The 19503-nt window shown below is 70.4% G+C and carries 19 protein-coding genes and 1 tRNA gene; 9 read left to right on the plus strand and 11 right to left on the minus strand.

Translation table 11 applies throughout. The features are described from left to right. Positions 1 to 3 precede the first annotated feature (3 nt). Genes cysS through KOI47_RS03585 form a run of 5 tightly spaced genes read right to left on the minus strand, consistent with a single transcriptional unit; the run spans position 4 to position 3781 of the window. Positions 4 to 1392, minus strand: a complete 1389-nt coding sequence (gene cysS / locus KOI47_RS03565; RefSeq protein WP_216213953.1) for a cysteine--tRNA ligase — start codon at positions 1390 to 1392, stop codon at positions 4 to 6. Between the two features lie 34 nt (positions 1393 to 1426). Further along, positions 1427 to 2122 (minus strand): HAD family hydrolase, encoded by a 696-nt coding sequence (locus KOI47_RS03570; RefSeq protein ID WP_216213955.1) that lies wholly within the window; start codon positions 2120 to 2122, stop codon positions 1427 to 1429. Positions 2123 to 2175: 53 nt separating this feature from the next. After that, on the minus strand, positions 2176 to 2649 hold the full coding sequence (gene ispF, locus KOI47_RS03575) for a 2-C-methyl-D-erythritol 2,4-cyclodiphosphate synthase (RefSeq protein ID WP_216213957.1): 474 nt from the start codon (positions 2647 to 2649) through the stop codon (positions 2176 to 2178). Beyond that, on the minus strand, positions 2646 to 3233 hold the full coding sequence (locus tag KOI47_RS03580) for an IspD/TarI family cytidylyltransferase (protein WP_216213958.1): 588 nt from the start codon (positions 3231 to 3233) through the stop codon (positions 2646 to 2648). Before KOI47_RS03580 ends, ispF begins: the two co-directional genes overlap by 4 nt. Before the next feature lie 56 nt (positions 3234 to 3289). Further along, a complete protein-coding gene (locus KOI47_RS03585; protein WP_142000233.1) occupies positions 3290 to 3781 on the minus strand; it encodes a CarD family transcriptional regulator in 492 nt (163 codons plus the stop codon). 297 nt (positions 3782 to 4078) lie between these two features. On the opposite strand from KOI47_RS03585, the gene KOI47_RS03590 reads away from it, so the two are divergent. Together KOI47_RS03590 and radA are read left to right on the plus strand one after the other, a co-directional pair. Then, entirely contained in the window at positions 4079 to 4669 is a 591-nt protein-coding gene (locus tag KOI47_RS03590; protein ID WP_216213961.1) for a copper chaperone PCu(A)C, read from the plus strand. 38 nt (positions 4670 to 4707) lie between these two features. Beyond that, entirely contained in the window at positions 4708 to 6096 is a 1389-nt protein-coding gene (gene radA, locus KOI47_RS03595) for a DNA repair protein RadA (RefSeq protein WP_216213963.1), read from the plus strand. Between the two features lie 95 nt (positions 6097 to 6191). Here the strand turns inward: radA and KOI47_RS03600 are convergent, their stop codons facing one another. Beyond that, the gene (locus tag KOI47_RS03600) at positions 6192 to 6737 is read right to left on the minus strand and encodes a Uma2 family endonuclease (protein WP_216213965.1); all 546 of its coding nucleotides are present in this window, start codon (positions 6735 to 6737) and stop codon (positions 6192 to 6194) included. A 66-nt stretch (positions 6738 to 6803) separates the two neighbouring features. Between KOI47_RS03600 and KOI47_RS03605 the strand changes: the two genes are divergently transcribed. The 3 genes from KOI47_RS03605 to KOI47_RS03615 are packed head-to-tail and all read left to right on the plus strand — an operon-like array spanning position 6804 to position 8855. Then, a complete protein-coding gene (locus tag KOI47_RS03605) occupies positions 6804 to 7469 on the plus strand; it encodes a helix-turn-helix domain-containing protein (protein ID WP_216213966.1) in 666 nt (221 codons plus the stop codon). 18 nt (positions 7470 to 7487) lie between these two features. Further along, on the plus strand, positions 7488 to 8579 hold the full coding sequence (locus KOI47_RS03610; protein ID WP_216213968.1) for a WD40/YVTN/BNR-like repeat-containing protein: 1092 nt from the start codon (positions 7488 to 7490) through the stop codon (positions 8577 to 8579). After that, a complete protein-coding gene (locus KOI47_RS03615) occupies positions 8580 to 8855 on the plus strand; it encodes a MoaD/ThiS family protein (protein ID WP_216213970.1) in 276 nt (91 codons plus the stop codon). A gap of 11 nt (positions 8856 to 8866) precedes the next feature. Here KOI47_RS03615 and KOI47_RS03620 read toward each other — a convergent pair whose 3' ends face one another. The 5 genes from KOI47_RS03620 to KOI47_RS03640 all read right to left on the minus strand — a co-directional run bounded on the left by KOI47_RS03620 (position 8867) and on the right by KOI47_RS03640 (position 16046). Next, positions 8867 to 9796: a CU044_5270 family protein gene (locus KOI47_RS03620; protein ID WP_216213973.1), complete on the minus strand. Its 930-nt coding sequence runs from the start codon at positions 9794 to 9796 to the stop codon at positions 8867 to 8869. Then, positions 9786 to 10361, minus strand: coding sequence for an RNA polymerase sigma factor (locus tag KOI47_RS03625; RefSeq protein ID WP_216213975.1), 576 nt, complete (start codon positions 10359 to 10361; stop codon positions 9786 to 9788). Before KOI47_RS03625 ends, KOI47_RS03620 begins: the two co-directional genes overlap by 11 nt. Before the next feature lie 52 nt (positions 10362 to 10413). Further along, positions 10414 to 12942: a trehalose-phosphatase gene (gene otsB, locus KOI47_RS03630; RefSeq protein ID WP_216213977.1), complete on the minus strand. Its 2529-nt coding sequence runs from the start codon at positions 12940 to 12942 to the stop codon at positions 10414 to 10416. A gap of 39 nt (positions 12943 to 12981) precedes the next feature. Then, positions 12982 to 14433, minus strand: a complete 1452-nt coding sequence (locus KOI47_RS03635) for an alpha,alpha-trehalose-phosphate synthase (UDP-forming) (protein ID WP_216213979.1) — start codon at positions 14431 to 14433, stop codon at positions 12982 to 12984. A 95-nt stretch (positions 14434 to 14528) separates the two neighbouring features. After that, positions 14529 to 16046: a threonine/serine exporter family protein gene (locus KOI47_RS03640; RefSeq protein ID WP_216213981.1), complete on the minus strand. Its 1518-nt coding sequence runs from the start codon at positions 16044 to 16046 to the stop codon at positions 14529 to 14531. A 176-nt stretch (positions 16047 to 16222) separates the two neighbouring features. Here KOI47_RS03640 and KOI47_RS03645 point away from each other — a divergent pair. The 4 genes from KOI47_RS03645 (at position 16223) to KOI47_RS03660 (ending at position 19439) form a co-directional block, all read left to right on the plus strand. Beyond that, a tRNA-Thr gene (locus KOI47_RS03645) sits at positions 16223 to 16295 on the plus strand. 77 nt (positions 16296 to 16372) lie between these two features. Then, positions 16373 to 17089, plus strand: coding sequence for a phosphatase PAP2 family protein (locus tag KOI47_RS03650; RefSeq protein ID WP_216213983.1), 717 nt, complete (start codon positions 16373 to 16375; stop codon positions 17087 to 17089). Between the two features lie 47 nt (positions 17090 to 17136). Beyond that, entirely contained in the window at positions 17137 to 17964 is an 828-nt protein-coding gene (locus KOI47_RS03655) for an arylamine N-acetyltransferase family protein (RefSeq protein ID WP_216213985.1), read from the plus strand. Positions 17965 to 18101: 137 nt separating this feature from the next. After that, on the plus strand, positions 18102 to 19439 hold the full coding sequence (locus KOI47_RS03660) for a lipase family protein (protein WP_216213986.1): 1338 nt from the start codon (positions 18102 to 18104) through the stop codon (positions 19437 to 19439). The last annotated feature ends 64 nt before the right edge of the window (positions 19440 to 19503 follow it).

The raw sequence follows: 19503 nt of genomic DNA on the forward strand, positions 1-19503 counted from the left end.
TTCCTAGTCTCTTACTGTCCACATAGGACCGTTGGCGGTGTCCTCCACCGCGATGCCTGCTTCGGTGAGCCGGTCGCGCAGTGCGTCGGCCCGCGCGAAGTCCCGCTCGGCGCGGGCGGCCTGGCGCTCCTCCAACATTCCTTCGACCAGCCCGGTCAGTGCCTGGCGCAGCGGCGCGTCGCCGCCGCCCGCTTCGGCCCACTGCTCGGACAGCGGGTCCAGGCCGAGCACCTCGGTCATCGCCCGCACCGCGGCGGCGCACTTGAGCGCGGTGGAGGTGTCGGAATCGGCCAGCGCGGCGTTACCCTCGCGCACCGTGTTGTGCAACACGGCGAAGGCCTGCGGGGTGCCGAGGTCGTCATCCAGCGCGGCGGCGAAGTCCGGCGGCACCTCGCCTGCCCGCACCGTGCCCGCCGTGCTGGTGACCAGCCGGAGGAACTGCTCGATCCGCCGGTAACCCTGGGCCGCCTCGGACAGCGCCTCGTCGGAGTACTCGATGGTCGAACGGTAGTGCGGCTGGATCAGGTAGTAGCGCAGCTCCACCGCCCGGCAGGCACGCAGCATCTGCGGGATCGAGACCACGTTGCCGAGCGATTTGGACATCTTCTCGCCGGAGAGGGTCACCCACGCGTTGTGCAGCCAGAACCGGGCGAACGGGTCGCCGGCCGCGGTGGACTGGGCACGCTCGTTCTCGTGGTGCGGGAACACCAGGTCGACGCCGCCACCGTGGATGTCGAACTCGGCGCCGAGGTAGGTGGTCGCCATCGCCGAGCACTCAAGGTGCCAGCCGGGCCTGCCCCGGCCCCACGGCGTCGGCCAGGACGGCTCGCCCGGTTTGGCGCTCTTCCACAGCGTGAAGTCGCGCGGGTCCCGCTTGCCGGTGGCCGCGCTCTCACCCTGCTGGACCTCGTCCACCCGCTGCCCGGACAGCGTGCCGTAGCCGGGGAAGGAGGTGACCGAGAAGTACACGTCCCCGCCCTCGGCGTAGGCGTGCCCGGACTCGATCAGCCGCTCCATCAGCTCGACCATCTGGGTCACATGCCCGGTGGCCCGGGGCGCGATCGAGGGCGGCAGGCAGCCAAGCGTCTCGTAGGCACCCTCGAACGCGCGTTCGTGCTGGAACGCCCAATCCCACCATGGCCTGCCCGCATCGGCCGCCTTGTCCAGGATCTTGTCGTCGATATCGGTGACGTTGCGGACCATCCGCACGTCCAGTCCACTGTGGAGCAGCCAGCGCCGGAGGACGTCGTAGTTCAGCGCGCCCCGTACGTGGCCGATATGCGGGATGCCCTGCACGGTGGCCCCACACACGTACATCGACGCGGTTCCACTACGCGCGGGATGGAACTCCCGCAGCTGCCGGGTCGCGGTGTCGTAGAGGTGTAAGGCCACACCGAAATGGTACGGGGCGGGTCCGAGAGCTTGCTCACGGTGCCTTGAGGGCGCCGTGCCGGCGCAGGGCGGTGAGCAGACCGTCGGTGCGATCGCCGGTCGGTGTGGGCGGCACCAGGGCGAACGCGCAGCCCAGGGCCCGTGCCCCGCCGTCGGCCTCCTCGCTGTCGCCGACCATCAGCGTGCCCGGCCCCTCCGCCCCGAGGCGGTCCAGCGCGGCGCGGAAGATCGCCGGGTCCGGCTTGATCGCGCCCACCTCGTAGGACAGCACGAACTCGTCCACGTAGGCGTCCAGCCCACGGGAGGCGAACGCCGGCCGGATGTCGAAGGCGATGTTGCTCAGCACACCGACCCGTATCCCCTGCCCGGCCGCGCCCTTGAGTACCGCCTCGGTGTCCGGGTACGGCGTCCACTCCAGGGGGTCCACCAGCCGGTCGTAGAGGGCCTTGGCCTGCTCCACGGTGGGCACCCCGGACTGCCGGAGCACCTCCAGGTACACCTTGGTGTGCAGCGCGGGGTCCAGGTCGCGGTGTTCCCATGCGTGCTGGTGCTCGGCGTCCAGGTCGACCACCTGGCCGACCGGCGCGGTCATCCGGCGCATCAGCTCGGTCTGCGCCTCCAGGTCGAGGGGGTCGCCACCGGCGTCGGTGAGGTGTTTGACCCAGGTTTCGTCGTGCTCGAGACGGAACAAGGTGCCGGAGAAGTCGAACAACACAGCTTCGATCGCCACGAGACCGAGGCTACCGGTGGGCCAGATGGAAAAGCCTGTGACTTTCTCCGGGATCACTCCCGCTCGCCGGGCAGCAGCAGCGCGGTCGCGAGCGCCGCGAGGCCCTCGCCCCTGCCGGTCAGACCCAGCCCGTCGGTGGTGGTGCCGGACACGCTCACCGGCCCGCCGACGGCCTCGCCAAGCACCCGCTGGGCCTCTTCCCGCCTGCTGCCGATCCGGGGTGCGTTGCCGATCACCTGCACGGCCGCGTTGCCGACCCGGTAGCCGGCGTCCGTGATGCGGGTCCGTACCTCGGTGAGCAGTTCCGCGCCGTGCGCCCCGGCCCAGCGCGCCTGGCCGGTACCGAACACCGCGCCGAGGTCGCCGAGCCCGGCCGCGGAGAGCAGCGCGTCGCACAGTGCGTGCGCGGCCACATCACCGTCCGAGTGCCCGGCGCAACCGTCCACCCCCGGCCAGAACAGCCCGGCGATCCAGCAGGGCTGGCCGGCCGCGACGGGATGCACATCGACCCCCTGGCCGACCCTCATGTCTTTTCCTCCGCGAGTAACGCGCTCATCATGGCCCGGTCGAACGCGGTGCTCAGCCGCATCCCGCGGGCATCGCCCGCGACGGTGTGTACCGGCAACCCGCGGGCGATCGCGACACCCAGTGGATCGGTGCCGGGCAGTTCCCGCAGCACCGCGGCCCGGAAGCCGCAGGGAGCCTGGGTGGATCGCAGCGTGGCCCGGTCATGGGTGCCGGCGACGACGCCGGCGGATCCGATAGCCTTGACCGTGTCGGTCACGGGTTGTACCGGTACCACTACCGGAGCGCCACGGCGTGCCTCCTGCACCACCGCGTCGATCACGGTGACCGGGGTGAACGCACGGGCCGGTTCGTGGATCAGTACGATCTCCGCGTCCCCGCACACCTCGGCCGCCAGCGCCGACCAGTCGAGGTCGGCGCCGCGGCTCGAAAGGTGCAACCGGGTGTCCCGGACCGTCCGCAGTGCCGCCGTGCAGGCGGCGGAACGGTTCGGGTGCGTCACAATGACGACCTGATCCACGCTTCCGGAATCGAGAAGGTTGCGGACGGCATGTGTCAGCGCCGGTTCACCATGAATGGGAACCAAACCTTCTTCACCGGTCGCGGGGACCAGTGCCGCGATGTTTATGGCGTTCAGGAGTGCTAAACCACTGCGGTATCTAGAACCTCGTCGAGGAGCACTTCCGCTTTTGTCTCGTCAGTGCCCTCTGCCAGCGCTAGCTCGCTGACCAGGATCTGCCGAGCCTTGGCCAGCATCCGCTTCTCGCCTGCGGACAGGCCACGGTCCTTTTCACGCCGCCAGAGGTCGCGCACCACTTCGGCCACCTTGTTCACATCGCCGGAGGCGAGTTTCTCCAGGTTGGCCTTGTACCGGCGAGACCAGTTGGTCGGCTCGTCGGTATGCGGGGCGCGCAGCACATCGAATACGCGGTTCAGACCGTCCTGGCCGACGACATCGCGTACGCCGACGATCTCGGCGTTGTCGGCTGGGACCCGAACGGTCAGGTCACCCTGCGCGACCTTCAGGACGAGGTACTGCTTCTCCTCGCCTTTGATCACACGCGTTTCAATTGCTTCGATGAGTGCGGCACCGTGGTGCGGGTAGACGACGGTCTCTCCGACCTTGAAAACCATGTGTCCTCTGCCCCTTTCGCTAGGTCTAGCTTAGCACGGTGCGTTCCGGCCCACCTAGCGGCCCGGGTTCTGTCCTCGCAGGTCAGTGGCCTAATCGGGGGTGCTCGGGGGGTTGACAAACGGCCGTTCGGTGTACTCACGCAGGTGGCGGCGAACGGGTCCGGTAAGGTCTCGCTGCTCCACAGTGGACGGTTGATGGCCGCTTCCGGGTGTGCTCGGCCACCAGGTGCGGGCCGTGATCGGGTACCCGGCTACCCTTCGCGGCAGGGTCGGCCTAGCTAGGAGGGACTGAAGACCGTGAGGCAGCAGATACGTCGCGTGCTCGGCTCGGCCGCGCTCGGCCTTGCCGCGGCCATCGTCGTCGCGGGCTGCGGGGCAGGTCAGATCACGCAGACCGACACGCAGGAAGCCGCGGTCAACGGGGCGCAGGCCACCGTGGGCTCGATCGCCATCCGGGACGCCACGCTGGCCTACCCGCCGAGTGACTCGGTGTACCGCGCCGGCTCGAACGCCCAGCTGAACCTGCGGATCATCAACGACAGCGACCAGCCGGCGGAGCTGGCTTCGGTGTCCTCCGAGGCCGCGGCGAACGCCACCATCAGCGGTGCGTCCACCATCGCCGGTCGCAATGTCCTGGTGATCGGGTCCACCGAGGGGGAGGTGCCGGACTTCCAGCGGCCGACCGCGGGGCCGGGGCCGATCGGCGAGGCCACCATCGTGCTGCAGGGGCTGGCCTACGACGTGCGGCCGGGGATGAACGTGCCGGTGACCTTCACCTTCGCCGAGGCCGGGCAGGTCACGGTCGAGCTGCCGGTCGGGGTGCCGGAGCATCCGCGCACCAACCACAGCGAGCCCGGTGCGCATGACGAGTCGGGGAGCAGTCACTGACGCGCGAGGCTGTCGGTACCCGCGGTTAACGTGCCGTCATGGCGAAGAAGGCTGCTGCCGGTAGTCGAACCAGTTACCGCTGCGCGGACTGTGGCTACGAGACGGCCAAGTGGGTCGGTCGCTGCCCGGAATGCCAGGCGTGGGGAACCGTCGAGGAGCGCGGGGACTCCCGGCCCGCGATCGCCAGGGTGGCCGCGGGCGCCCCGAGTGCGCCCGCGCGGCCGATCGGCGAGGTGGATGTCGAGGCGGCAAGGGCCCGGCGGACCGGGGTCGACGAGCTGGACCGGGTGCTCGGTGGCGGGCTGGTGCCGGGCGCGGTGGTCCTGCTTGCCGGGGAGCCGGGTGTCGGTAAGTCGACATTGTTACTGGAGGTGGCCTACCAGTGGGCCGCCGACGCCGGCGCCGAGGCCCCCTCGCTGTACGTGACCGGCGAGGAGTCGGCCGGGCAGGTGCGGCTGCGGGCGGAACGCACCGGCAACGTGCATGACCGGATGTACCTGGCTGCGGAGAGTGACCTCGCGGCCATCCTCGGGCATGTGGACACGGTCAAGCCCGGGGTGCTGATCGTGGACTCGGTGCAGACGATGTCCTCCCCGCAGGCCGACAGCGCACCGGGCGGGGTCACCCAGATCCGTGCGGTGACGGCCGGCCTGGTCGCGCTGGCCAAGGAGCGCGGGCTGCCGGTGGTGCTGGTGGGGCACGTGACCAAGGAGGGCTCGGTGGCCGGGCCCCGGGTGCTGGAGCACCTTGTGGACGTGGTGCTGCACTTCGAGGGCGACCGGCATTCCACGCTGCGGATGGTGCGCGGGGTGAAGAACCGGTTCGGCGCGGCCGACGAGATCGGCTGTTTCGAGCTGCGCGAGGACGGGATCGCCGGGGTGCCCGACCCCTCCGGCCTGTTCCTGAACCGGCATGTGGACGCGGTGGCGGGCACGGCCGTCACGGTCACCGTGGAGGGCAAGCGGCCGTTGCTGGGGGAGGTGCAGGCGCTGGTGTCCAGGAGCAGCCTGCCGCAGCCGCGGCGGGCGGTCAGCGGGCTGGACTCCTCCCGGGTGGCGATGATCCTGGCGGTGCTGGAGAAGCGGGCCGGGGTCAGGTTCGGCGAGCAGGACGTGTACGCGGCCACGGTCGGCGGGATGAAGGTGGTGGAGCCCGCGGTGGACCTCGCGGTGGCGCTCGCGGTGCACTCGGCGGCCTATGATGACCCGCTGTCCCCGCGGCTGGTGGCGATCGGCGAGGTCGGGCTGGCCGGTGAGATCCGCAGGGTGACCGGGGTGGGCCGCCGCCTCGGCGAGGCCGTGCGGCTGGGCTTCACGCACGCGCTGGTGCCCCCGGACCCCGGCCCGCTGCCGGACGGCATCCGCACCCTCGAGGTGAGCAGCCTGGAGACGGCCTTCAAAGCCGTCCGCTACGTCCCCGTGCAGTGACCCCGCCCATCGTGTTTGCCGCCCACGTACCCGTGTTTGCTCCCCACGCGCACGAGTTTGCCGCCCACGCGCACGCGTTGGCTGTTGACGGACGGTCAGCAGAGCCGGGAGGGGTCGAGCGGCACCGGGACCGGCCCCGGAAGGGTCACCGGCCCACCACCCTCGGTGAACAGTTCCTGCCGGTAACCGGTGCCTGCCAACCGGTAGGCCCACAGCTTCGGGGGTTCCACGGTCCACAGGTATGGCACCCCGGCACCCGCGTAGGCAGCCATCTTGGTGTCCCGCTCGGCCCGGGTGTTGCCAGGCGACCACACCTCGACCGCGAGTAGCAGGTTCTCGGCCGCGAAGCTGGTGTGGTGCGGGTCGGTGTCCAGCATCGCCACGTCCGGGATCAGCGCCGTCCGCCACGGAGTGCTGATCCGTACTCCGATCCCGGGGAGCACGGACAGCTCCGCCCGGCCTGCGGTATCGCGCGCGTCTTCCAGCGCTCGGTACAGCCCGGCCACGGCGTATTGGTGCGAGCCGCTCGGTGGCGGCGTGACGTGGCGATAACCGAGAACCAGTTCGAGGTGAGAACCGTCGGTGGGGGAGGCAGTTGCCAGCCAGTCCTCGATCGTGAGCGGGCCAAGGGGATGGTCCATGCGGTCAAGCTACGGGTTGGCACCGACTTACCATTCGTATCTGCCCGATCTCGCGAGGTGATATCGATGGGGAAGATGCGCAAGCCCGGTGCGCAAGCCAGGCGGCTCGCTCGCACGTTACGAGCGCTGCGCGAAGAGGTCGGGATGACCCAGTACGAGGCGGCGAAGCGGCTGCATTTCTCGCACGCCAAGCTGAGCAGTGTGCCGGTCACCGAGTGGGATCACTATCTGGCTCTCCGGGAGCGGGCCCTGGAGAAGGCCTGGTGGCACGAGTACGTGGAAGAAGGCAGGGGTTATCTCGCGGTCGAGGACACGGCCAGCTCGATCCGGACGTTCGGGTTCGGCTACGTGCCTGGGCTGCTGCAGACCGAGGAGTACATGCGCGAGGTGTTCATCTCGGCCAGCAGCCCGCTGACCGGTGCGGCACTGGAGAACACTGTCGCCGTACGCCTGCGCAGGCAGCGTCGGCTGACCGAGGATCCCGTGCTGCGGCTACACGTGATCATGGACGAGATCGCCTTGCGTCCCAGGGTCTGCACCGGTGCGGCCCACCAGGAGCAGCTGCGCACCGTCCTCGAACGCGCCGCGTTGCCGAACGTCACGGTGCAGGTGCTGCTGGAGGCGGACGGCGCCCATGACGGGGACTCGATCACACTGATCGAACGTCACCTGGCCGGGGCAACGGTGTCGCCGCCATTGTCGGACCCCCGCAGTACGCTCCCTGTGACCTGAAACACAAGGGAGGTCGGCATGGACGTACTGCTCGGCATCGGCACCCGGAAGGGCATGTGGTTCGCGCGCAGCCGGGACGGCCGCGCGAGCTGGGAGCTGACCGGACCGCACTATCCGGTGGACGGGGTCAGGGCGCTCACCATCGACACCAGGGGGCCGAGCCCGCGGGTGCTGGCCGGGGTGGTCAACGAGCACTTCGGCACAACCGTGGTCATCAGCACCGATCTCGGGCAGACTTGGCACGAGCCGGAGCAGGCGCCGATCGCCTTCCCGGAGGACGCCGACGCCGCGTTGCAGGGCATCTGGCAGCTCGCGCCGGGGCCGGTCGACCAGCCGGACGTGGTGTACGCGGGGGTCGAGCCGCACGGGCTGTTCCGCTCCGAGGACGGCGGCAGGAGCTTCGAGCTGGTGCGCGGGCTGTGGGAGCACCCGCACCGCAAGCAGTGGATGCCCGGCGGCGGCGGAGCCTGCCTGCACACCGTCATCCCGCACCCCACCAATGCCGACCGGGTGACCGTGGGGATCTCCGCGGGCGGGGTGTACCGCACCGCCGACGGCGGGCGGACCTGGGAGCCGGGCAACGCCGGGATCCAGGCCGTCTTCCTGCCCGAGGACCAGCGCTACCCGGAGTTCGGGCAGTGCGTGCACAAGCTGGCCATCAACCCCTCCCGGCCGGACCGCTACTTCCTGCAGAACCATCATGGCGTCTACCGCAGCGAGGACGACACGCGCAGCTGGCAGTCCATTGCCGAGGGACTGCCGGACGACTTCGGCTTCCCGATGGTGGCGCATCCGCACCGGCCGGAGGTCATCTACAACTTCCCGCTGGTCTCCTCGGAGTTCCGGTTCCCACCGGCGGGCCGCTGCCGGGTCTACCGCAGCGAGGACGCCGGGGACACCTGGACGGCGCTGTCCACCGGGCTGCCCGAGGAGGGTTTCTGGGCCGCGGTGATGCGGGACGCCATGTGCACCGACGACGCCGACCCGGCCGGGGTGTACTTCGGTTCCCGTTCCGGCGAGGTGTGGTGCACCCCGGACGAGGGGGAGCACTGGCAGCTGGTCGCCCAGCATCTGCCGGACGTGCTCTGCGTGCGGGCGGCGGTGGTGTGAGTGGCCGTCACGGTTCGCCTGCCCTCGGTGCTGCGCACGGCCGCCGATGGGCAGGCCGAGCTGGAGTTGTCCGCGGCCACCCTCGGCCAGTTGCTGGACGAGCTCGGCAGGCGGCACCCGGCGCTGGAACGCAGGCTGCGCGATGAGCGGGGCACGCTGCGCCGGTATGTCAACTTCTACGTGGACGGGGAGGAATGCCGGGCGCTTGGCGGGGCCGACACCCCGCTGACCGATGGAACGGAGGTGGACGTGATCCCTTCGATCGCGGGCGGCTGAGCCACATCGGGTCAGCGCGGCGGAACCTGCCCCATCCGGTCCACCACGGCGTACCGGATCGTGCTCTCAGTCTCGTACCGGCCGTGTTGGCCGATCACCAGGCCGGTATCCGGGTCCACGAGCAGCTCGGTGGAGCTGCGGTGGCCGTCCACCCATCGCATCTCGATGGAGATCGCCGATCTGCCGTCCTTGGTGAACGCGCCAGGGGTGACCGTGAGCTGCGGAAGATAACCCAGCACGCGGTAGAGGGTCGCCCGCAGCGGTTCGGGCGCAGCGCCACTGAGCAGGGTGACGATCTGCTCGAATGCCGTCCTGGCCGGGTCCTCGTGGGAGCCGACCTGGTGGCGCAGCAGCTCGTACAGGGCTTTCGGGTCACGGGGCAGCCGTTCGAAGTTCCCCTGGTTCGGCAGGAACTCCCCGACGCCGAAGCCGCCTGCGGAGTGCGCCTCGTTCCCCTCCGGGGAGATCGCCAGCCAATCCGCGGAACGGTCCTTCGGGATCCAGGTCCGGGTTGGCTTGTCGTGTTTCCTTCCGTGGTCCCACTCTTGCTTCTCCAGATAGAGGTACTGCCCCGGTGCCAGCTGGATGTCCCGCACCCTGTCGGCGAGTTCACCGGCTCGGTTCAGCGGCTCGGCGGGCAGAGGTGGTAGTACATGGCTCTCCGGAGCGGTGCCCGCCACGGGTGCCTTTCCTTCGTCGCCGGCCAGTGTTACCGCGGCGACGCCAGCTCCGGCTATGGCTACCGTTGCCGCGGCGGCCACCGGAAGCAGCCGCCCCCGAAACGACTGCTTCCGGGGAGGCCGCCGCGGCAGCGGCACCACCCCCTTGCCCTCGGTCGCGGCGACCAGCTGGGCACGTCCATCCTCGAAGGCCTGCTCACTCATCTCCGGCACATCGGCGCGCAGGCCACGCACCACATTCAAGTCCAGGTCATCGGGCACGGTCGTCCTCCGAAATGACGAGATGGCGGCGCACGGCGGTGCGCGCGCGATGCAGCCGGGTCCGTGCGGTGTGGGTGTGGATGCCCAGCGCGGCGGCGGCCTCGGCCGGGGTCAGGTCCGCCCAGGCCACCAGCAGCAGGACGTCCCGCTCCTGGGGGCGCAGCCCGGCGATGACCCCGGCGGCCCGCCGGGCCTGCTCCCCGGCGTCCGCGCGCTCGGTGGCGACCACGTCCGGTGGCTCCGGCGTGCCCGCCCGCATTCCTTCTCGGGTGGCGGCGCGTAGCGCGCGGACCTCCGCCCGCGCGTGCCTGCGGGCGAGGTTGGTGGCGATGCCGAACAGCCAGGCCCGGGCCGAAGCCCGCGCGGGGTCGTAGCCGTCCCGCTGTCGCCACGCGGTCAGGAAGGTCTCGGCGACCAGGTCATCCGCGGTGGCGGTGTCCAGCCTGCGGGCGAGGTAGCCGTGCAGCGACCGGGCGTGGGCGTCGTAGAGCCTGGTCAGGACCGTCCCCGCCGAGCTCCCGGACAGGTCCGGACGCTCGAGGTCGCCGCCGGGCCGCGCACGCATCGTCGTCACATCTGTTTATTGCCCGACGGCGGCCGGAGCGTTCCGGCGCGGGTCAGCCGGACAGCAGCATGGCGCAGCGGATCAAGCCGAGGTGCGAGTACGCCTGCGGATGGTTGCCCAGCGAGCGCTCGGCGATCGGATCGTACTGCTCCGGCAGCAGCCCGGTCGGGCCCGCGGCGTCCACCAGTTGCTCGAACAGCTCCTTCGCCTCGGTCCGCCGCCCGGTGAGCAGGTACGCCTCGATCATCCAGGCCGCGCACAGGTGGAACCCGCCCTCGTTACCGGGCAGCCCGTCATCGCGCCGGTAACGGTAGACCGTCGAGCCGCTGCGCAGCTCCGCCTCGATCGCGGTGACCGTGGACTGGAACCGCTCGTCCTGCGGGTCGATCAGCCCGGACAGCCCCACGAACAGCGAGGCCGCGTCCAGGTCGGTGCCGTCGTAGGCGGTGGTGAACGCCTGCACCTCCTCGTTCCAGCCGTGCTGGAGCACGTCCGCCGCGATGGTCTCGCGCAGCTCCAGCCAGCCGGCTGGAATCTCCCGGCCGTAGGTCTCGGCCAGCTTGATCGCCCGGTCCAGGGTCTGCCAGCACATCACTCGCGAGTACACCCGGTGCCGGGGAACGTGCCGCTCCTCCCAGATGCCGTGGTCCGGCTCGTCCCAGCGCCTGGTCACCGCCTCGGCCATGGCGCGCACCAGCTGCCAGTCGTCGTCGTGCAGCTCGCCCCGCTTGGCGGCGAGGATGACGATCAGCTCCACCACCGGGCCGAACACGTCCAGCTGCACCTGGTGGTTGGCCAGGTTGCCGACCCGCACCGGCCGGGAGCCCTTGTACCCCGGCAGCGAGTCGATCACGGCCTCGGCGCCGAGCTGGGTACCGGCCAGCGAGTACAGCGGGTGCAACCGTTCCGGCCCGGCCAGGGTGCCGAGCACCCCGTGCAGCCAGCGCAGGTAGCCCTCGGCCTCGGCGATCGAGCCGAGATGCACCAGCTCGCGCACGGTCATCGCCGCGTCCCGCACCCAGCAGTAGCGGTAGTCCCAGTTGCGCACCCCGCCGATCTCCTCCGGCAGCGAGGTGGTGGCCGCCGCCATCACGCCGCCGGTCTCGGTGTCCACCAGCCCGCGCAGGGTCAGCGCCGAGCGGGCCACCAGGTCCGGCTCGATCTCGGGCAGTTGCAGGGTGCTCGCCCAGTCGCTCCAGTAGGCACCGGCGCGGGCCCTGCGGTCCAGCTCGGACAGCTCGTGCGGGCCGAGGTTCGTGGTGCCGCAGCGCAGCTCCAGTACCACCGGCCGCTCCGGCGCGGGCCGCACCAGCGCCGTCGCGGTGTCGTGCATACCGTCGCTCTCGATCTCCCAGCGCACCCCTGGTGAGCGCAGCACGAACGGCTCCGAGGTGCCGAGCACCCGCAGCCCGTCGTGCTCGGGTAGCAGGCGCACCTGCACCCCACCGAACTCCGGGCGCGGCGCGAAGGTCACCTGAGCCTCGGTATCTCCGGCGATCACCCGGACCAGGTTGGTCTCGTGCGCCGGGCTCTCCGGCTCAAGGTAGTCCGTGACCAATAGCCGGGACCAGCGGGTCTCCACCGTCATCGTGTTCGGCAGGTAGCGCTGGCCGAGCGGCAGCCCGTTGCGCGCCGGCTTGATCGAGAAGTGGCCTGCCCCAGGCCCGCCGAGCAGGTCGGCGAACACCGCGGGGGCGTCCGGGCCGGGGTGGCACAGCCAGGTCAGCCGGGCGTCCGGGGTGAGCAGCGCGACCGAACGCTCGCAGGCCAGCATGGAGATCCGCTCGATCGGCGGCGCCTGCTCGCCGTACAGCCAGTTGCGGCGCTCCTCCAGCATGAACGCCAGCACGGTGGCCACGTCCATGGTGTCCGGCACCCGGTAGGCGGCAAGGCTCTCCCCGTCCCCGACCTTGATCCCCAGGTCGGGACCGGACAGCCGGGCGAAGGCCTTCTCGTCGGTGACGTCGTCGCCGAGGAAGATGGCGGCGGTGGCGCCGACCTGATGGCGCAGGGTGTCCAGGGCGTTGCCCTTGTCGGTCTGCACCACGGAGAGCTCGACGACCTCCTTGCCCTCGGTCACCGAGACGCCGTACCAGGTCGAAGGTCCACTGTGGACCCGCTCCAGCACGCGCCTGCCTGCGGTTTGCTCCGCTCTGCGGACGTGCACGGCGATGCTGGCGGGCTTGACCTCCAGCGACACCCCCGGCACGTCCAGTACCAGCTGCTCCAGCTCGGCCTCCAGCCGTTTGTGCAGCTCGCGGGCCTTGGCGTCCAGGGCGTGCACGAAGCCGATGTCGAACTCCGAGCCATGGCTGCCGACCAGATGCACCTCCGCCGGGAGTCTGGAAAGGGTCGCCAGGTCACGCAGGGCACGACCGGAGATCACCGCGGTGGTTGTCTCGTGCAGCGCGGCCAGCGACCGCAGCGCACCGACCGACTCCGGCAACGGGCGTGCCTCGTCGGGGTTCGCGGTGATCGGAGCCAGCGTGCCGTCGTAGTCACAGGCGACCAGCAGGCGCGGCGTCCTGGCGATCTGCATGATCGCGCGCCGCAGCTCGGCGGGCAGGGCCTCGGCGGTCAACACTCCTCCTTAAGGAGCTTGGCAGGGTGATGTGGGGACTCAGCTGGCCGGCTCGGTCCCGAGGGCTTCAAGGAACGAACGCGCCCACCTGTCGACGTCGTGGGTGAGGACCTGTCGACGTAAGGCGCGCATCCTACGCCGGCCCTCGGCTGGGTCGAGCGTAATGGCAGCCTCCAGTGCGTTCTTCACCCCATCTAGATCATGGGGGTTGACCAGGAAGGCACTGCTCAGCTCCGCGGCAGCGCCCGCGAACTCGGACAAAACGAGCGCTCCCCCCAGGTCGTGCCGGCAGGCGACGTACTCCTTGCAGACCAGGTTCATCCCGTCGCGCAGTGGGGTCACCACCATCACGTCGGCAGCGGAGAAGAACGCGGCCAGCTCGGTGCGGTTCACCGATTGATGTAAATAGTGCACGACGGGGTGCCCGACGCGGGCGAACTCCCCGTTGATCCGGCCCACCATTTGTTCGATATCGCTGCGCATCCGCTGGTAGTGCTCCACCCGCTCGCGGCTCGGGGTGGCCAGCTGGACGAAGGTGACGTCCTCCGCGCTGACCCTGCCCTCGTGCAGCAGCTCGTGCAGCGCCTGCAGCCGCAGGTCGATGCCCTTGGTGTAGTCCAGCCGGTCGACTCCGAGCAGGATGGTCTTCGGGTTGCCCAGCTCGGCACGCACCTGCGTGGCCCGCTCGGCGACGTGCTTGCTGCGGGCGAGGTTGTCTAGGCCGCTCGCGTCGATGGAGATGGGGAAGGAACCGACCCGGACCGTGCGGTCGCCGACCTGCACCATGCCCGGCCGGGAGCGCACCCCGACCGCGCCCCGGCTCGGCTCGAGGCCGATCAGCTGCCGGGCCAGCCAGAGGAAGTTCTGCGCACCGCCAGGGCGGTGGAAGCCGACCAGGTCGGCGCCGATCAGGCCGCGCACGATCTCCGCCCGCCACGGCAGCTGCATGAACAGTTCGACCGGCGGGAACGGGATGTGCAGGAAGAAGCCGATGCGCAGGTCGGGACGCAGGTCGCGGAGCATGCTCGGCACCAGCTGCAACTGGTAGTCCTGCACCCACACGGTCGCGCCCTGGCCCGCCACCTGCGCGCTGGCCTCGGCGAAGCGGCGGTTGACCCGGACATAGCTCTCCCACCAGCTGCGGTCGAAGACCGGGCGGGCGACCACGTCGTGGTAGAGCGGCCAGAGCGTGGCATTGGAGAAGCCCTCGTAGTAGTCCCGGACCTCGTCCCCGGTCAGCCGCACCGGGTGCAGGATCAGGCCGTCGTCGACGAACTCCTCCACCTCGACGTCGGGCACTCCGGGCCAGCCGACCCAGGCCCCCTTGCGGGAGCGTAGGAAGGGCTCCAGCGCGGAGACCAGGCCGCCAGGGCTCTGGGTCCAGCGTTGACTGCCATCGGCGGAACGTTCGAGGTCCACGGGTAGCCGGTTGGCCACCACCACGAACTCCGCCGCCGTGTGTTCTGGCTCGGTGCTCTCCGGGGGTGCCATACCACGAACAGTATCCGGTGCGGCGCCGGCATGAGGTGTGAGCAATCCAGCAGCACGACACTCGTTCAGTCGAGTGCCGCGCTGCCGGCCGGTGCTCAGTCGAGCCTGCGGCTGTGCCGCAGCGGACCGGCCATCCGCGGCCCGGACAGCCTGCGTTCCAGCCTGCCCAGTCCGGTGCGCAGGGGCTGGGCCAGATACTCGCCGAGGACCACCCCCGCGGCCAGGGCGAGCCCGATCGCGACCGCGGTCATCAGGGTGATGATCGCGCCGTTCTCGATCAGCATGTACAGCCCGCGGTAGGTGGCGAGCCCTGGTAGCAGCGGGGTGATCCCGGACACCGCGACCACCAGCGGGGTCACTTTCAGCCTGCGGGCCAGCACCCCGCCGCCGAGCCCGACCAGGGTGGCCGCGACCGCGGAGGCGGTGATCTGGTTCGCCTCCAGCAGCCGCAGCGCGCCGTAGGCACCGGCGCCGACCGCCCCCGCGACACTGGCCACCAGCAGCGGCCGAAGGCGGGTGTAGGAGGCCAGCGCGAAGCAGGCCGCCGCCCCGGAACCGGCCATGACCATCACCGGCAGCTCGAACGTGGTCACCGTGCCCGCGAGGGCGGGCGAGGAGCTGGTGATGCCGAGTGTGGTCGCGAGGTTGATGGCGATGGCCACTCCGGTGATCAGCCCGGCACTCATCATCGCCACTTCCATCGCCCGGCCCGAGGCGGTGACGTAGTACCCGGTGATCGCGTCCTGCACCGCCGACACGGTGGACAAACCGGACAGCAGCACGGTGATCGCCGCCGCGACCACCAGCGTCGGTCGCTCCAGCGGCAGGACGTCGAAGTGCACCAGCAGGGTGGCCGTCATGGTGGCGATCAGGCCGCCGATGGCCTGCTGGAAGAAGAACGGCAGGGCGTAGCGGTTCAGCAGCCTGCCGAGCCGGTCGACCACGCCGCTGATTACGAACGCGGCCAGCGCGGTCCAGGCGTCGCCGCCGATGATCAGCGAGATGAACGCCGCCATGCCGCCCCAGGCCAGGGTGGAGATCCAGCGCGGGTAGGGGTGTGGGGCGTCGTAGATCCGCTGCAGTTCGGTGGAGGCCTCCTCGGCGCTGATCCGGCCACGGGTGATCCGCTGCACCAGCTGCTCGGTGGCGGTGAGCCTGCTGTAGTCGAGGCTGCGGCCGCGGACCACGCGCAGCGCGGTGACCGGTGGCAGGTCGGAACCGCGGTGGCAGGTGATGGTGATCGAGGTGAAGATCACGTCCACCTCGCAGTGCGGCAGGCCGAGCGCCTGGGTCACCGCGATCATGGTGGCCGTCACGTCGGAGGCGCCCGCCCCGCTGAGCATCTGCACCTCGCCGATCCGCAGCGCGAGGTCCAGTACGAAGTGGACGGTTGCCTCGTCGGGGAGCATGGGGCCGATGGCGGCGTCGGTGTCCACCGCGGGCTGCTCCCCGGTCGGTGCCTCCAGCACATGCCATGCCCGGCTGCGGGCGGTTCGCCCCTTGCGGCGATTCGCGGCCCGGTTGTCCGGCCCGTGCTCGTCCTGCGGCGGTTCGAGCACCTGCCACGCGTTCTTACGGTTCCCGGGCGTCCTGGCCCGCTGCCTGGCCTTCACGACGGTTCCACCTCCTCACTGCTCCCGTGATTCCCGCTGACCATCGGGCTCCATTGTCCGACCGTTGCACGGTGCGATCAGTGGCGTCCACCACAGATTCGCGGAGGTCACGCGGGCACGTCGGCGACCGCGGCACGGTGGCCGATACACTTGACGCCGCGTTGACACACGCGCTCGCCGGTATAGCTCAGTTGGTAGAGCATCCGCCTTGTAAGCGGAAGGTCAGGGGTTCGAGCCCCCTTGCCGGCTCCGGTCCGCCGGTGGCTGTCACAGAATCCGAACGAGGCAGGGACAGTCTCGTGAGCAGCCTGCCCGATCATGGGTGGGTGTCGTCGAACTCGCTGTACCTCAGCACTGGCCGGATTGGCGTCGGCCGGGGCAGGGCAGGGCGGCTGCTGGTGGGCGCGCTGGCCTGCCTGCTCGCACTCGGGCTGACCTGCCTGGTGTTCGTCTGGACGCGGGGCGGCCAGCAACTCGAGCAGGAACTGCTGCCTGGCTGGCGACCGGGCAGCGGACGTGGACAACAGGCCGCGCTGCTCGAACCCGCGCGGGTCGTGCTGTCCTTCGCAGGCGACCCGGTGGTGCTGGGCGCGCTGCTCGGCCTGGCGTTGCTGGTGGGCGCACTGTCCGGAAGATGGCGGGCGGGCTTGGCCGGAGCCGGTCTGTTCCTCGCCTCGGTGTCCGCCGCGCGCCTGCTCAAGCTGGTGGTGCCGCGTCCGGACCTCGGTGTGGCGGGCTCGACCACGCACAACAGTTTCCCCAGTGGTCACGTCGCGGCCGCGATGTCCCTCCTGCTCGTCTTCCTGTTCGTCTCGCCCGCTCGCGCGCGCTGGTGGCTGGCCGTCCCCGGGATGGCCGGGGTAGCCATGGTCGGCGCGGCCACCATGATCGCGGGCTGGCACCGGCTCAGTGACGTGCTCGGCAGCGTGCTGCTGGCCACCGCCCTGGCTTGCCTGCTGGCGGCGGCACTGGTCGCATCGGCCGGGCGGCGTGTCCTGGGTGCTGGTGATCGAGGACGGTCCGGCCGTCCGGGACGGCAATGAGCTGCCACCGTTGACCTCGATCTAGGTTGAGGTGTGAGTCTGGGTTCATGACGACACGGACTTTGGAAACCACCGAGGTGCAGGACTGGAACATCGAGGCCGTCGAGCTGGACGCCTACCTGGAACGGATCGGCCATCCGCTGGTCGCGCCGACGGCCGAGGCGCTGAGTTCGTTGCATGAGGCCCATGTCCGCGCCATCCCGTTCGAGAACCTGGACGTGGTGCTCGGCAAGCATCCCGGGCTGGACCTGGGCGTGGTGGCCGACAAGCTGGTGCACCGGCGCCGCGGCGGCTACTGCTTCGAGCACGGGTTGCTGTTCGCCGCGGCGCTGGAGCGGCTGGGATTCACCGTGCATCGGCGGATGGCGCGGGTGCAGCCGCACCGCTCGGGACTACGCACGCATATGGCCCTGGCCGTGCACGCCGAGGGCACGGACTACCTCGCCGACATCGGGTTCGGCGCCGGGATGATGTACCCGATGCCGCTGCGCGACGGTGCCGAGGTCGACCAGGCGGGCTGGCCGCACCGGATCGTCCGGCAGGGGAACCTGTGGGCGCTGACCAAGCAGCAGGGGGACGGCTGGGAGGTGCTGCACGCCTCGGACGAGTCGCCGCAGCGGCCGGTCGACTACGAGGTCGCGCATCACTACGTGTCCACCCATCCCCGCTCGCCGTTCACCGGGCAGCTGGTGGTGATGCGGCTGGACCACGGGGTCAGCAGGCGCCTTGTCGGCGACGAGCTGACCGTGGAGCGGGCGAACGGGGAGACCGAGCGGACCCCGGTCCGGCCGGAGCAGCTTGGCGACGTCCTGCGCGATCTCGACCTCGAACCGGGGCCGGCGGACCTGGCCGGCCTGCGTGCCCACCTGTCGTAGCCGCTCGGTCGGGTGGATCGGCGAGAAAACTGGTCAGGAACCTTGTCGAATGTGATTCGGGCGGGTTACCGTCCGGTACACATTCCCGCTCGCGTCCCTGAGCAGCGGATTCGGTGTCCCCAAGGAAGGTGGCAACGATGAGCAGGTCCACCCGGCTTCGCAGGTTCCTCGGCGCCGTGCTGGCGGCGGCCATGGCCTGCACGGTGGCCGCCGCCCCGGCGAGCGCGGCCGCCCCGCCGAAACCCGAGAACGATCCCTTCTACCAGCCACCCCCCGGTTTCGAGTCGACCGAACCGGGCACGGTGCTGCGGTCCCGCCCGGTCGAGCTCGCCGCGTTCGCCCTGCTGCCGCAGAAGGTGCAGGCCTGGCAGCTGCTGTATCGCACGACCGACACCCAGGACCGGCCGCAGGCCACGGTTACCACGGTGCTGCTGCCTTGGGGTGCGGAACCGGACCGTTCCCGGCCGCTGGTCTCCTACCAGGTCGCCGAGGACAGTGCCGCGGCGCACTGTGCGCCCTCATACCAGTGGCGGCAGGGTGCGGGCAACGACAACTTCGTGACGCAGGCCGAGATCCTGCTCGTGGATGCGGCCATCCAGCAGGGCTGGGCGGTGACCGTGCCGGACTACGAGGGCCCGGACAGCGCCTACGTGGCAGGCAAGCAGGCCGGGCAGGCGGTGCTGGACGGTATCCGGGCGGCGCAGGACTTCCCCGCCCTTGGCCTGGACGGTCGGGAGACCGACGTCGGGTTGTGGGGTTACTCCGGTGGCGCGCTGGCCTCCGGCTGGGCTTCCGAGCTGCAACCGGGCTACGCCCCGGAGCTGGACGTCAAGGGCGTCGCCGAGGGTGGGCTGCCGGTGAACGTCGAGCACGTGCTGGACAACGTGAACGGCTCGGTCGTCTCCGGGCTCGCGATGAGTGGCATCGCCGGGCTGAGTGAGGCCTACCCGGAGCTTGCCGGGTACCTGGACGCCAACCTGACGCCGGAGGGCAAGGAGGCCTTCGCGGAGGTCAAGACGCTGTGTAACCCGCAGGCCGTCGCCCGGTTCCCGTTCAAGGACATCTACTCCTACTTCAGCAACGAGGACCCGCTGAACCATCCGGTCGCCCAGGAGGTGCTCGCGGCCAACACGATGGGCAAGCACACCCCGACCGCGCCGCTGTTCGTCTACCACTCGGTGAACGACCAGCTCATCCCACCCGAGGACGTGGACGGCCTGGTCGAACGGTTCTGCGCGGACGGTGCGCAGGTCAGCTACCGCAGGGACGTCCTAAGCGAGCATGCGGCGTTGACCGTCACCGGCGCGGCCAGCGCCATCAACTGGCTGAAAGCGCGTTTCGCGGGCGAACCGTCGTCGCCGGGGTGCGACACCAGGACCGTCGCGTCCTCGCTGCTGTCGCCCCAGGCGCTGGCCACCTTCGGTTCGGCCCTGCTGAATGCGCTGCTGGCCCTTCTCGGCCAGCCCATCCGCTGACCGCTGTGAGTGGCCCGTTCCCTGCGAACTTCGCAGGGAACGGGCCACTCACAGCAGTTGATTG

The sequence above is a fragment of the Amycolatopsis aidingensis genome, from assembly GCF_018885265.1.
In the GTDB taxonomy this organism is placed as follows: Bacteria; Actinomycetota; Actinomycetes; order Mycobacteriales; family Pseudonocardiaceae; genus Amycolatopsis; species Amycolatopsis aidingensis.

What these genes read in the sequence shown, in the direction of transcription:
- KOI47_RS03610 (WP_216213968.1), top strand. Translation starts at nt 7,488, where the DNA reads ATGGACGTACTGCTCGGCATCGGCACCCGGAAGGGCATGTGGTTCGCG.
- KOI47_RS03655 (WP_216213985.1), top strand. Translation starts at nt 17,137, where the DNA reads ATGACGACACGGACTTTGGAAACCACCGAGGTGCAGGACTGGAACATC.
- KOI47_RS03605 (WP_216213966.1), top strand. Translation starts at nt 6,804, where the DNA reads ATGGGGAAGATGCGCAAGCCCGGTGCGCAAGCCAGGCGGCTCGCTCGC.
- KOI47_RS03635 (WP_216213979.1), bottom strand. Translation starts at nt 14,433, where the DNA reads ATGGCACCCCCGGAGAGCACCGAGCCAGAACACACGGCGGCGGAGTTC.
- KOI47_RS03600 (WP_216213965.1), bottom strand. Translation starts at nt 6,737, where the DNA reads ATGGACCATCCCCTTGGCCCGCTCACGATCGAGGACTGGCTGGCAACT.
- radA (WP_216213963.1), top strand. Translation starts at nt 4,708, where the DNA reads ATGGCGAAGAAGGCTGCTGCCGGTAGTCGAACCAGTTACCGCTGCGCG.
- KOI47_RS03585 (WP_142000233.1), bottom strand. Translation starts at nt 3,781, where the DNA reads ATGGTTTTCAAGGTCGGAGAGACCGTCGTCTACCCGCACCACGGTGCC.
- ispF (WP_216213957.1), bottom strand. Translation starts at nt 2,649, where the DNA reads ATGAGGGTCGGCCAGGGGGTCGATGTGCATCCCGTCGCGGCCGGCCAG.
- KOI47_RS03625 (WP_216213975.1), bottom strand. Translation starts at nt 10,361, where the DNA reads ATGCGTGCGCGGCCCGGCGGCGACCTCGAGCGTCCGGACCTGTCCGGG.
- KOI47_RS03660 (WP_216213986.1), top strand. Translation starts at nt 18,102, where the DNA reads ATGAGCAGGTCCACCCGGCTTCGCAGGTTCCTCGGCGCCGTGCTGGCG.